This is a genomic window from Kribbella sp. CA-245084, assembly GCF_050942355.1.
Classification (GTDB): domain Bacteria; phylum Actinomycetota; class Actinomycetes; order Propionibacteriales; family Kribbellaceae; genus Kribbella.
In genome coordinates this window covers 4,565,805-4,578,171 of sequence record NZ_CP192053.1, presented here as the reverse complement: position 1 = coordinate 4,578,171, position 12,367 = coordinate 4,565,805, and the positions used below count along the sequence as shown (strand labels likewise).

At 66.4% G+C, this 12,367-nt stretch carries 11 protein-coding genes; 5 read left to right on the top strand and 6 right to left on the bottom strand.

Translation table 11 applies throughout. From position 1 onward, the window contains the following. Window positions 1–150 precede the first annotated feature (150 nt). The gene (locus ACQPYH_RS22025) at window positions 151–978 is read left to right on the top strand and encodes a hypothetical protein (RefSeq protein ID WP_432894228.1); all 828 of its coding nucleotides are present in this window, start codon (window positions 151–153) and stop codon (window positions 976–978) included. Beyond that, complete coding sequence (locus ACQPYH_RS22020) at window positions 911–1,900, top strand: nucleoside hydrolase (protein ID WP_432894226.1); 990 nt, start codon at window positions 911–913, stop codon at window positions 1,898–1,900. Before ACQPYH_RS22025 ends, ACQPYH_RS22020 begins: the two co-directional genes overlap by 68 nt. On the opposite strand, the gene ACQPYH_RS22015 is transcribed toward ACQPYH_RS22020, so the two are convergent. Then, the gene (locus ACQPYH_RS22015; RefSeq protein ID WP_432894224.1) at window positions 1,869–2,696 is read right to left on the bottom strand and encodes an alpha/beta fold hydrolase; all 828 of its coding nucleotides are present in this window, start codon (window positions 2,694–2,696) and stop codon (window positions 1,869–1,871) included. The genes ACQPYH_RS22020 and ACQPYH_RS22015 overlap by 32 nt on opposite strands. A 425-nt stretch (window positions 2,697–3,121) precedes the next feature. Between ACQPYH_RS22015 and ACQPYH_RS22010 the strand changes: the two genes are divergently transcribed. Continuing rightward, entirely contained in the window at window positions 3,122–4,669 is a 1,548-nt protein-coding gene (locus tag ACQPYH_RS22010) for a pentapeptide repeat-containing protein (protein ID WP_432894222.1), read from the top strand. Here ACQPYH_RS22010 and ACQPYH_RS22005 read toward each other — a convergent pair. Further along, a complete protein-coding gene (locus ACQPYH_RS22005; RefSeq protein WP_432894220.1) occupies window positions 4,666–5,859 on the bottom strand; it encodes a M20 metallopeptidase family protein in 1,194 nt (397 codons plus the stop codon). The genes ACQPYH_RS22010 and ACQPYH_RS22005 overlap by 4 nt on opposite strands. Beyond that, complete coding sequence (locus ACQPYH_RS22000; protein WP_432894454.1) at window positions 5,856–6,776, bottom strand: 5'-3' exonuclease; 921 nt, start codon at window positions 6,774–6,776, stop codon at window positions 5,856–5,858. Before ACQPYH_RS22000 ends, ACQPYH_RS22005 begins: the two co-directional genes overlap by 4 nt. Window positions 6,777–6,847: 71 nt before the next feature. Here ACQPYH_RS22000 and ACQPYH_RS21995 point away from each other — a divergent pair, with 71 nt between their 5' ends. Beyond that, window positions 6,848–7,288, top strand: coding sequence for an Lrp/AsnC family transcriptional regulator (locus tag ACQPYH_RS21995; protein ID WP_432894218.1), 441 nt, complete (start codon window positions 6,848–6,850; stop codon window positions 7,286–7,288). Next, the gene (locus ACQPYH_RS21990; protein WP_432894216.1) at window positions 7,285–7,941 is read left to right on the top strand and encodes an HAD family hydrolase; all 657 of its coding nucleotides are present in this window, start codon (window positions 7,285–7,287) and stop codon (window positions 7,939–7,941) included. The genes ACQPYH_RS21995 and ACQPYH_RS21990 overlap by 4 nt, the downstream gene beginning before the upstream one ends. On the opposite strand, the gene ACQPYH_RS21985 is transcribed toward ACQPYH_RS21990, so the two are convergent. The 3 genes from ACQPYH_RS21985 to ACQPYH_RS21975 all read right to left on the bottom strand — a co-directional run bounded on the left by ACQPYH_RS21985 (window position 7,935) and on the right by ACQPYH_RS21975 (window position 12,269). Further along, the gene (locus ACQPYH_RS21985) at window positions 7,935–9,623 is read right to left on the bottom strand and encodes a hypothetical protein (protein WP_432894214.1); all 1,689 of its coding nucleotides are present in this window, start codon (window positions 9,621–9,623) and stop codon (window positions 7,935–7,937) included. The two genes, ACQPYH_RS21990 and ACQPYH_RS21985, sit on opposite strands and share 7 nt — an antisense overlap. 118 nt (window positions 9,624–9,741) lie before the next feature. After that, window positions 9,742–10,671 (bottom strand): hypothetical protein, encoded by a 930-nt coding sequence (locus tag ACQPYH_RS21980; RefSeq protein WP_432894212.1) that lies wholly within the window; start codon window positions 10,669–10,671, stop codon window positions 9,742–9,744. A gap of 134 nt (window positions 10,672–10,805) precedes the next feature. Further along, window positions 10,806–12,269: a KamA family radical SAM protein gene (locus ACQPYH_RS21975; protein WP_432894210.1), complete on the bottom strand. Its 1,464-nt coding sequence runs from the start codon at window positions 12,267–12,269 to the stop codon at window positions 10,806–10,808. Between the last annotated feature and the right edge of the window lie 98 nt (window positions 12,270–12,367).

The window sequence follows — 12,367 nt, the reverse complement described above, 5'->3', positions numbered from 1 at the left end:
GAGCATCACCAGGGGCTCCGGTTTCCACAGGTGGCCGGCTTCCGGCGGGTGGCCCCGCGCGTGGACCCTGCGGATACGGTCGGTGGGTTTCGGCAGTCCACCGACTACCTGCAAGCGAATCGGGTGCCGGTTGGCCGACCGGGGAGTCGGGTGAGCGTTTTCGACACGAGCTTCAAAGGCACCGTGCAGGAGCTGCTCTCGGCGGTCTATCCGGAGACTGCGTTCACCGGGCGCTATGCCTTCCTCGGTGAATCGCCGTACGACCCGCATCCCGGGAGCAAGAAAGGGTACGAGGTGCACCTGACTGCCTCGGAGTCTCGGGAAGGGCGGCCGTTCTACGAGCTGCCTGCCGACGAGTCGGAGACGTTCGCACATCAGCTGGCCCTCAACAGCATCGAGGAGTTGCTCGACGGGCCGATGTCGAGTCCGGTGCGGATCGGTGCTCGCGGTCCTGAGCAGTCCGGCCAACACCGTCATCCGGTGCTCCTGGAAGGCCTGAGCAGGGGGCGGGTGTCGTCGCGGTTGCGGGACCTTCGGGTCCGCGAGGGCGTCAAGGTCGTGAATCTGATGGCGGTCGCGGACCTGGCTCGGGATGTCGCCGGACTGCGTGATGCCGGCGGCAACTATCGGTCGTGGCTGGACGACTGGTCCACGCGGTTCCGGAGCGAGATCCGGGCTTGGATCGGCGACCGGTCGCCGGACCCGCGGCTTGCGGAGTTCCTCGACTCTTTCGTCCACCGAGGCGACAAGCAGCAGGCTGATGCGCTGCAGAAGACGCTGGACCGCGGACAGGTGCCGGAGCGGGACCGGGAGGCGATCTGGACCGCGTACGAGCGGTGCGGGAATGACAGCGACAAGAGGGTGTTCGTAGACAATGTGTTCAATTCGATGCGAATCAGCGGAGGTGGCGATGGGCGGCGGGGAGGCGGATCCCGGGGGCGAGTGGGAGGCGCTGGCCGGGACGAGCGCGAGCTTTGAGGAGTTCGAGGAGCTTGCCGATCCGCTGATTCGGGGTGGGCCGCCGCCGGGCGTCGGTGTGCCGGCGATTGCGCGGGCGCCGATGATCATTGACACGGATATCGGCGGGGATCCGGATGACACCGTGGCGCTGGTGGTTGCGGCTCAGTTGGTGCCTGAGTTGCGGTTGGTGATTACCAGTGATGAGTACGGCGGGGAGCGGGCTCGGTTTGCACGGTACCTGCTGGATCTGGTGGGGCGGACGGATGTTCGGGTGGTGGCGGGGTCCGACCTGGGGAACAGCCGGATGTGGGTGATGGACGGGTTGTGCCCGGTGGACGTGCCACGGCAGGGGACCGATGTCGTCGGGGCGGTGAGTGAGGTTTGTGCGGCGACGGACGGGCGCGTGCGGTGGGTGGGGATGGGGCCGTTGTCCGACCTCGCGATGCTGCAAACCGAGCAGCCTGAACTGGTATCGCAGTTGGTCGTGACGCAGATGGGTGGTGCGATCAACTACCGGGATCCGGCACGGGCGGAGCACAACTTCCGGGTGGATCCGGAGGCAGCGATTCGGATGGTGCCGGCGCTGGAGCCGTGGCTGCCGACGTTCGTGGTGTCCGACGTGACCTTCAACCCGGCGATCGAGATCACCAAGGACTCTCCGCTCTACCAACGATGGGCCCAGCCGGACGCGCGCCCGTTCGAGCGCGTCCTCCGCGAACACTGCGATCGGTGGATGGCGAAGTACCCGGGCACCATGCAGCACGACGCACTGACGCTGGCGGCCGCGATGCTCTGGCCCGGCGTGCGGTTCGCACGTGAGCGGGTCATGCTCGACGAGATCGCGCGCATGAGCCAGAGCGACGCCGGGACAGAGATCGTGATGTCGGTGTCAGCCGACTACTCCGCTTTCATGGGATGGCTGGAGCGGGCGCTGGGCTAGTCGTGGTGAGGGTGTTGAGGAGGAAGGTTCGGAAGGGTTCGGGGGCGGAGAGCATTGGCATGTGGTCGGCGTTGGGGAGGACGGTCAGGGTGGTGTCCGGGGCTTCGGAGGCCAGGCGGTGGGCCCAGAGTTGGGTGCCTTGGAAGTCGTGCTCGCCGACCAGGACGGAGATCGGCACGGCGAGTTCGGCGAAGCGGTGCTTGATCGGGGGATCGAGCTCGCGGGCGTTGTCCTCGGACATCAGCATGATGCGGGAATTGGCGATCGCGAGGCCGACGAGGAAACGATGAGCGTCGAGGTCGACCGCGGGGCACCAGGCGGTGATGTCGTTCGCCGCGGCGGTCGGGATGTCGCCCGTCTCGAGGATCTTGGCCTGCTGGGCGAAGTGCGCCCGCATCACGACCCGCGCGCCCGCCTCGGGTGGCGTCGGCGACGGGAACTCCCCGAACGAGCCGGCGACCGCACAGACCCGAGCAACCCGCGACGGATACCGATGGGCGAACGCCAGCGCCTGCCGAGCGCCGTCGGACACCCCGAGCAGGATCGCCCGCGAGACCCCGGCGGCGTCGAGAACCGCAGCCAGGTCGCCGAGTTCGTCGTACTCCGATGACGACACCGAGGACAGACCGCGGTCCCGGCAGTCCCACACCGTCACGCGAGCTACGTCCGCCAGCCAGGCGACCGTCGAGCTCCACATCCGCGTGTCGGTCAGACCGCCGTTCAGCAGGACGACATCCGGGCCGGCTCCGTGCTGTTCGTAGTACAGGTATCCGCCGGGCACATCGACAAAGGGCATGCCGCGATTCTGCTGTCCCGCGACCGGCCGCGACATCGGGAATTCTCCCTAGTCGAACGACTCCAGGATCAGGTCGGCGTCCTCCTGGCGGTCCGGGTCCGGATCTGTCTGGGCGACTTCGACCAGGCGATCGTGATACTGCGGGTACGCCGAGTACGGCGGCCCCGCACGCCGACCCGAGCGACGGCCACCGCCTGGCGATCGGCGTGGCCACTTACCTCGCCTACGTATCACGAGTTTGTGCCCAGCACTCCGACAGTTGGGAGCCACGTGCGGGGAGCTCAATCCGGGTGTCGCAGGCTCTGCGAATAGCAGGTCATACGCAGGAGGGTGTGATGGCCGAGCAAACGCATCCAAGTGCAACTGAGAAAAGCCCGCCCCGAGTGCCGGCACGGCCTGCAAGCACCGTGAGAGAGCGTGTTCGCGTGAGCCTGGGTTGGGCCGTCGTGATGACGCTATTGGTGCTCGCCGTCGGGGGCGCGATCGCATGGTTGTTGCTCTCTCAACTCTTCACGCGAAGGTGGCCGTGGGAGCTCTCCGGAACCGCTCCGTCTCAGCCTGACGTCTTTAAGCTGGCTCTCGCTATCGTGGCTGCCATCGGAGGAGCGATCGCGCTGGTTGTCAACTACAGAAGGCAACGGCACCTTGAGCGAGATCTCCGGCTGCTGAACGAGCGCTTCGTTGCGGCGGCTTCTCAGCTAGGAGGGGAACATGCGCCACAGCGGCTCGCCGGTGTCTATGCTCTTGCTGCACTGGCTGACGAGTGGCGGAACCAGCGTCAGCAATGCGTGGATGTCCTGTGTGGTTACCTCCGGCTCCCCTTGGATGCCGAGCCGACTCCCGATGGTCAAAGTGTTCCGAGGAGGTTGCCGCGTTATCGTCGACGTCCGTCGGTGCCAAGATATGCCCCGAAGTCCGGGCTGGCGGAGGTGCAGGTGCGCCGTGCGATTGTCGGTGTAATTGCCCAGCACCTCCGGTCGACTGCCAGCATCAGGTGGAGCGACCTGAATCTCGATCTTGAGCGCGCTGTCTTGTTCGATGCTTCATTCGAAGGCGCTACTTTTGGCGGTGACCGAACATCTTTCGTGGGAGTTCGGTTCGACGGTGACACATCCTTCAAGGATGCAGTATTCGCGGCCCAGGACACATTGTTTCTGGGCTCGGTGTTCAACGGGCGCATCTCATTCGAGAATGCCAGCTTCGAACGGCGTACATGCTTTGATCGTTCAACGTTCGCGGGCGAAGAGCTTTCGTTTGGCGAAGCGACCTTCGAGGGTGATCGGGTGACATTCGGCAGCGTCGACTTCGCCAGCAGACGGACATCTTTCGATGACTCCAAATTGATGGCAGAGGTGGTCGTCTTCGACGACGCCGTGTTCTCGTGCGAGGCTGGAAATGCATCGTTCGATCGCGCGACATTTTCGGCCAGTCGTCGGATTTCATTTGACCGGACCAAGTTTGCCTGCGAATTTGTGTCTTTCAATGCGACCTTCTCGGTACGCACATCGTTTAGTGAGACCGAGTTCCATTGTCGGACCTCGTTCAACCGCTCTGTTTTCAAAGGCGAGTATGTGTCGTTCGCTCAGGCGATTTTCGATGGCAGCCGAGCTTCGTTCAATCACGTTGTCGTCGATTCCGAAAAGGTGTTCTTCCATGAAACGAAGTTCAGGGCTCAGGCGACATCGTTCGATGGAGTGATTCTAAAAGCTTCTCGGCGTGCATCATTCGATAACGCGGTGTTTTCGGGCGATGCTGTCTCGATAGGTTTTCTCCGTATCGAAGGCGCGTCGCCGACCTTCGATAGCGCAGACTTCTCGGCCCGCCAAACGACATTTGAGGCGCTGGCATTCGGGCCTCAGTCGCGCTCCGCCGCGCGGCTGAGCGCCAGCCTCGCCGGTGCGAGATTCAAAGACCCAGCCGCGATCGCTTGGGGGCCGCTCTCGCTCCCCATCCAACCTCCTGTCTCGCTCTAACGTGCCATCCGGCGGAATGCGAGTTCGGCGAGGAGGGCGGCTCCGTCGGGGAGGATGGAGTCGTCGAAGTCGGCCAAGGGGGAGTGGTTGTCGGGGGCAGCGTCCGGGTCGGTGGAGCGGCAGGCGCTGAGGTTGAGGTAGACGCCGGGGATCTCTTCGAGAACGTACGAGAAGTCCTCGGCGCCGCAGCGCGGGTTGGAGCGCTCGCGGAAGCGGTCGGCGCCGAACACGTCGACGATCGTGTCGCGGGCGAACTCGTACTCGGCGGTGTTGTTGACCGTCACCGGATAGCCGACGACGTACTCGACCTCGGCCTTCAACCCGTGGGCCGCAGCCATCGACTCAACTAGTTGCGTTGACACTAGTTGCACTTTCGCGCGCGTCTCCGGGGAGAACGTCCGGACCGTCGCGTCGAACAGCGCGTCGTCCGGGATGATGTTCTCCTTCGTCCCACCCGCGATCCGCCCGACTGTGAGCACGACCGGGTCGAACACGTCGAACTGCCGCGTGATCATCGTCTGCAGCGCCCCGACGATCTCGCACAGCACCGGGATCGGGTCCTTCCCGCGGTACGGCGTCGACCCGTGCGTCCCCGAACCGATCACCCGCACATGCAACTGGTCCGCCGCGGCCATGAACGACCCGGGCTTGCTGCTCCACATCCCCAGCGGCTGCGACGCCGACCCGACGTGCAGCCCGTACGCCGCATCCGCCCGCCGGCCAGCCGCGTCGAGGACCCCTTCGCGGATCATGATCGGCGCCCCACCCGACGTCTCCTCACCGGGCTGGAACATGAACACCACATCACCGGCGAGCTCGGCCCGCAAAGCGCACAGCACCTTCGCAGCCCCGACCAGCCCCGCAACGTGAAGGTCGTGACCACACGCGTGCATCATCCCGGGATGCTGGGAGACATACGGCACGTCGGTCCGCTCGGTCACCGGCAGCGCATCCATGTCCCCGCGCAGGAGCACGACCGGCCCAGGCCCGCCACCACCCCGCAGTACGGCGGTCACCGAGGACAGCTCCTTGCCGAGCGTGATCTCCAGCGGCAGACCGGCCAACGCGTCAAGGATCAACTGCTGCGATTTCGGCAGGTCGAGGTCGTACTCCGGCACCTGATGCAGCGCCCGCCGAAGTGCGACGATCTCGTCCCGGAACCCCTCGGCCAGCTCACGAGTGCGCGTCATGCTTTCGGTCCAAGGTCGAGCGCCGACATGACCCGTTGCGCGCTGCCGCCGAGCTCGAGCAGCTCGACGAGATCGAGCCACCGCTCCGGATCCTTGATCTCTTGCGGGATCCGCGCGTCGTACGTCCCGACCGGCGCGTCCTTGGCGACCGCGACCACCTTCGGCGCGACGTCCAGGTAGTCGCTGTCCGCGAGGATCTTCTTCTTCACCCCGGGCGCCATCGGCGTACTCGGGTCGGCCGCGGCGGCGCGGATCGCATCCAGATCGCCGTACGCCGTCACGAGCGCCGCAGCCGTCTTCTCGCCGATACCCTTCACGCCGGGCAGACCGTCCGACGCGTCCCCGCGCAGCGTGGCGAAGTCGGCATACCGCTGAGCCGGGATCTCGTACTTCGCCAGCAGCGCCTTCTCGTCATAAACATCGGCTCGCCCGACGCCCCGCGCCGCCGTGTAAACGATCCGGATGCCGCGGCTGTCGTCGATCAGCTGGAACAGGTCGCGGTCACCGGTCACCACGTCGACCGGCATCGTCGCCTGGTGCGACAGCGTGCCGATCACGTCGTCGGCCTCATGGTCCGCCGCGCCGACGACGGCGATGCCGATGGCCTCGAGGCAGGCGCGGATGTACGGCACCTGGACCTCGAGCCGGTCCGGCACGTCCTCGACCTGCTCGCCCTTCGGCGAGACGAACTCGACCCGCTGCGCCTTGTACGACGGGATCAGCGCGACCCGCCAGGACGGCCGCCAGTTGTCGTCCCAGCAGGCGACCAGGTGGGTCGGCCGGTGGTTCTCGGCGAGTCGGGCGATGAAGTCGAGCAGCCCGCGGATCGCGTTGGTCGGCGTACCGTCGGCGGCCTTCATCGTGTCCGGCACGCCGAAGAACGCACGGAAGTACAGCGACGCGGTGTCGAGCAGCATCAGGCGCTCGGGTGTCTCAGCCATGGAGAGATGCTTTCATGCCCGGCGGTCTCGGCAGTAGGGTCTCCAGGATGGAGGACCTGGACCGCAAGATCGTCGGGCTGCTCGCGTCCGACGGCAGGATGAGCTTCACCGACCTCGGCAAGGCGACCGGCCTGTCGACGTCGGCCGTGCACCAACGGGTGAAGCGCCTCGAGCAGCGCGGCATCATCCAGGGGTACGCCGCCACCGTCGACCACACCGCGCTCGATCTGCCGCTGACTGCGCTGATCTCGATCCGGCCGATCGACCCGTCCCAGCCGGACGACTCGCCCGAGCGGCTCCGCGACGTACCGGAGATCGAGTCCTGCTACTCCGTCGCGGGCGACTCCAGCTACATCCTGGTCGTCCGGGTCGCCTCGCCGGCCGCGCTGGAGAACCTGCTGGCCGTGATCCGCGGGCGCGCCAACGTCTCCACCACGACCACGATCGTGCTGAGCACGCCGTACGAGCGCCGGCCGCCCGCCCTGTGAGGGCGTTGCTGTCGGACCTGTTCAGCACCCTGGTTCCGGGCGGAGACGCCGAGCGGGACCAGGTCAACGCACGGATGGGCGCAGCGCTCGGCGTCGACTCGGCGGCGTTCCAGCAGGCGTTCGACGCGGCGTCGTACGAGCGCTTCACCGGTGCGTACGGCGACCTGCCGAACACGCTCCGGGTGATCGCGGAACGGTGTGGTGGCACCCCGACCGACGAACAGGTGCAGGAGGCAACGAGTCTCCGCCGTACCCTCGCCCAACGCCTGCTCGGCGCGGCGCCCGCGACGACGCTCAGCACGTTGGCCGCATTCAAGCGCGCGGGCTGGCGGATCGGTCTGGTCAGCAACATCACCGCCGAAACCCAACTCCAATGGCCGACCAGCCCACTCGCGCCGTACTTCGACACGACCGCCTTCTCCGCCGAGGTCGGCGCCGCGAAACCCGAGCCGGCCATCTACCTGACAGCGTGCAATGCCCTAGGCGTAGATCCCACCGAGTGCATCTTCGTTGGCGACGGCAACGACAACGAACTCCCCGGCGCCGCCGCCCTCGGCATGCGCGCCATCCGCACCCTCGAACACGCCAACAGCGCCCCCGCCTGGCCCGGCGACACCATCAAGACCTTCGCGCAGCTGACGGACTATCAGTAGCCGCCGGCGGCGACCGTCTGGCGATCCATTCCGAGTACGCGGATCTTTCCCGCCTTGCGGGGGACCACGAAAGCGCAGTCGTACAGAACGGTCGAGGTCAGGGCGCTCTGGTAGACGGAGGTCTTCGGGCTGAAGGCGGAGCTGGCACCGCTCTCCCAGAAGACCTGGTAGTTCGACGCGGCCAACCCGACGTACTCGTCGGTCAGGCTGACGAACACCAACGCCTCGCCGGACTTGGTCATGAATGCGACGGGGGTCCCGGTGACAGTGAACGTGTCCGACACCGCGCGCAGGAACTTCTCCGTGGTCAGGAGGTTCTTCTGCTCGGTGGCCATCTCCGCGAGTACGGCGGTGACCTCTGTCGATGGTGCGAAGGCGCCGGCGCGCGGCGACTTGGCGCCGACGGTGAGGTACTGCGCGAGAGCCGTCGCTGCGGCCTGGGGCGCGGCCGTGAGCTTGGCAGTGTCTGCCGCAGTCAACTGGCGGAGACCGGTGATATCCGGCACCTTCGTCGTCGTCTTCGGGTTGACCGAGAAGGTCTGCAGCCAAGCACTGCCCGCCGTCTGCCGCTCCCAGACGCCGAGGTGCCGATAGTTCTTCTCGGTCGAGATGCCCGACGACGCGGCGAAATGCATCGGGTAGCCACCGTAGACGGGTGCGCCGAGCACCGGCTTGGTGTAGCTGAACGGCTTGATCGGATCCTTGCCGGCCTTGTCGAAGGTGCGGCCGACCAGGTAACCGGCCTGGCTCCTGCGCAACACGCTGCCGCCTGCGACTGTGGCGATGAGCTTGTCGTCGCGGGTGCTGTTGGCTTTGTTGGTGACCTCGTTGTAGTGCTTGATGACCGCCGCCGCGGCCGTGGTGGCGATCGCCGGGCGGGTCAACGTGTCCACAGTGTCCCGTTCGGGAATCGCGGAGCAGCCAGTCGCCAGCGAGAGCACGAGCCCGAACGCCACTATCCGCCGAACCGTCCCACCACCGGGCTGTGACGAGGGTTGTTGCGCGGGTGCGGTAGGTACGAACTGGGGCCCGGCGTACTGGGGCCCGGCGGGAGGAGGGGTGGGCTTGGCGGGGCGGCGGCGGAAGAGGGTCAGGAGGATGCCCAGGGCAAGCAAGATGAGTCCGGCGGCGAAGATGGCCAGTGCGGTCACGAAGGAATGCGGGATCTCGATGCCGAGGTTCGCCTGTACGTCGGGTGGCGTTGTGCCGTCGGCGTTCATGATGACGACGTCGTACGGACCGTCCTCGATCGGCCAGGCGATGGACTGGGTGCCGGCGCCGTTGGACTTGGTGACCCACCAGTCAAGGGTGCTGGGTGCGGCGAGCGGACCGGCTGTGCCCTTCTCGTCTTGAGTGCTGAGCGAGATCGGGAACTGGACCTGCACCAGCTTGGTGTGCTGGAAGCCCTTCAGATAACTGCTCACGTCGAAGTCCCGCGCCACTCCGACGAACACCGGCGCCCCCTTCGCGGACCGTACGTCGACGTGCAGCACGGGACCGTGTCGGTTCAGCAGATCCGGCGTACTCGCGATCGCCAGCCCCTTGCTGCTCAACGCCTGCTCACCGGAATGCACCGTGTCGTCCGGACCGACGAGCCAGAACGCGGCCAGACCACCCACGACCGAGACGATCAGACCGATGAGAGCCAGCAGGACACCAACTATCGAGCGGACTACCCGCACAACCAACTCCCGAGCTCGCGGCATGCCCCAGACACACCGGACAACAAACGATCCACGATGCTAGCCGTTGCCAAGCGCATCCATCCGGACCGGACGAAGGATTGCACCAAGTTGCAATTCAGTACCCACCCGAGTCCACCAGCTGGGTCGTGAAGCCGAGGACCCGGATCTTGCCACCCTTGGCGGCCGGGATCGCGATCGCGAACTGATGCAAAGTGGTGGTGGTCAGCGCGGTGCGGTACAGGTGGTTCGGCGTGCTGAAGGCGGCCGTGTCCTGACCGACGGGCCACATCGCGCCGAACTGCGGACGCATCTCCTTCGCGTTCGTGAGCGTGAAGAACGCAAGCACCTCGCCGGACGAGGTCCGGAAGGCGGTCGGTGGCGCGTTCAGAGAGAAGGTGTCCGTGACTGCGAGGATGTGGTCGTGACCGGCCATCGCATGGCTGGCCGCCAGGTTCTTCTGGAACTTGGCCACCTTCGGAGCCGCGGTGAAGAGCCGCGCGTACGGCGATTTCGCGCCGACCGTCAGGAGTTCCGCGAACTTTGCGGCCGCGACCGACGGTGACTCGACCAGACCGGCGCCATCGGTTGGTGCGATATCGTGCAGCCCCGTCGGCTCGGGCACCGCAACACTGAGCGCATACATCAGGCGCCAGGCTTCACCCGCCGACGGTCGTTCCCACACGCCGAGCCGATGGTTACCCAAGGCAACGAAATGCATCGGATAGCTGCCGTACTCCGGTGCGCCGACTGACCCGGCGGTGAACGCCGGCGTCGCAGTCACGGGCTTCTTCAGGAGTCGGCTGATCTTGTAGGCGGCTTCCGTCTGTCGGAGGAGGTCGCCGGTCTGCACGCCGGCCATCAGCTCGTCGGATCGACGGGCGTTCGCGTTCGCGCTCACTGAGTTGTAGTGCCTGACGACCGCCGCCGCGGCCTCAGCGGAGATGGCCGGGCGGGTGAGCGCGTCGACGGTGTCGGGGCGGGGGAGTGCGGCGCAGCCCGCCAGCGCGAAGAGGGCGAGTGCCGCAGATGACCGGACGACCCACACATGCACTCCCCAAGTCGGCTGACTCGGGATGTTATCGGTTGCCGAGCGCACCTAATGGATCGCGGGGTGCGGGTTGCAGGAAGTTGCGACGCCTCCGGTGCCACCCCCTGCATTGGTGGCACCGAAGACGGGTTTTAGGAGAGGTCCAGGGACTTCTGGGCCTCGGCGGCCGCGCGGGAGGCGGCGGCTCGTTGTTCGGCTTCGGCGAGGGTGGTGCCGGCGTGCTGGGTCCACCACTGCTGGCCCTCGACTGGGAGGGTGTCGATCGGGTCGTAGTACTCGTAGGTGCGGTTCAGCGCTTCCGGGTCCTGCTGCTCGATGCCGGTGCGGTAGTTCTTCTTCCAGTACGAGATGCCGCGGACCTCGTCGTACTCCGAGAGCTGGTGGACCCACCGCTTGCCGACGTACGGGACGTCGCACACGATCCGCGGTGTCGCGAAGCCGGGCAGGTACCCGAGGATGCCGTGCTGCAGGTGCTGTGCGTCGCGCACCGACACCCGCCAGTGCTCCGAGAACGGGATCATGTCGCACATGTAGAAGTAGTACGGCGTGACGTTCGCGCCGTCGAGCAACGCGAAGCACAGGTCGAGCAGCTGCGGGATCGAGTCGTTCACGCCGCGCATCAGCACGCCCTGGTTGCGGACGTCGCGCAGGCCGGCCTCCAGCATCGCCTTCGACGCCTCGGCGACCAGCGGCGTCACCGACTGGGCCGCGTTCACGTGCGTGTGCATCGCGATCATCACGCCCCGGTTGCGCGCCACCGACGCAACGCGTTCCACGCCGGCCAGGACGTCGGACGAGAGCCAGTGCTGCGGCATGCCCATCAGCGCCTTGGTCGCGAGCCGGATGTCGCGGATGTTCTCGATCTCGAGCAGGCTCATCAGGAACGACTCGAGCCGCGGCCACGGCATGTTCGCCACATCGCCGCCGGACACGACGACGTCGCGGACGCCCGGCGTACGGCGCAGGTAGTCGAGCATGTTGTCGAGCCGGGTCTGCGGCTTGGCGACGAACTTGAGCTTGTCGATCACGGGCGTCGAGTTCCCGACCAGGTCCATGCGGGTGCAGTGACCGCAGTACTGCGGGCACGTGGGCAGGATCTCCGCAAGGACCTTGGTCGGGTATCGGTGGGTCAACCCCTCCGTGGCCCACATCTCGTGCTCGTGCAACGAGTCCCGGGTTGCGTGCGGGTGCGACGGCCAGTCGGCACGACGGTCGCTGAACACCGGCAGCATGTAGCGGCGGACCGGGTCCGCGTAGAACGCCTCTGTGTAATCGGCAGCACCGGACGGCACGATCGTGTTGAGCATCTGCGGCGGTAGCAGCATCGACATCGTCGCGCGCTCGGCCTGGTCGCGGGTCAGGTCGTCGTAGAACCGGTCCTCGAGCAGGTCGCCCATCACGTCACGCAACTGCTTCACGTTCTTCACGCAGTGCGACCGCTGCCACTGCACCGAGCGCCACTCCTCGGCCGTGACGTCCTTCCAGCCGGGCAGGCGGGTCCAGTCCGGCTCCACCAGCTCGGCCCGCCGGTACGCGTACGGCTGGCCGTCGCCAGGCTCCGAACGAGCCAGCTCCGGGGTGATCAGGTCGGTCACGGGTCCCTCCGCAGGACTTCGGCAGTGTTGCGGTCTCATGTGAGGATAGCGATAGAACTTCCCTCAGATCCAACAGTACGCCGCAAGAATTCTCGTCA

Bases quoted from the DNA above. Each gene is read 5' to 3' on its own strand.
- ACQPYH_RS22005 (WP_432894220.1), bottom strand. From the start codon at position 5,859: ATGACGCGCACTCGTGAGCTGGCCGAGGGGTTCCGGGACGAGATCGTC.
- ACQPYH_RS22000 (WP_432894454.1), bottom strand. From the start codon at position 6,776: ATGCTGCTCGACACCGCGTCGCTGTACTTCCGTGCGTTCTTCGGCGTG.
- ACQPYH_RS22020 (WP_432894226.1), top strand. From the start codon at position 911: ATGGGCGGCGGGGAGGCGGATCCCGGGGGCGAGTGGGAGGCGCTGGCC.
- ACQPYH_RS22015 (WP_432894224.1), bottom strand. From the start codon at position 2,696: ATGCCCTTTGTCGATGTGCCCGGCGGATACCTGTACTACGAACAGCAC.
- ACQPYH_RS21995 (WP_432894218.1), top strand. From the start codon at position 6,848: ATGGAGGACCTGGACCGCAAGATCGTCGGGCTGCTCGCGTCCGACGGC.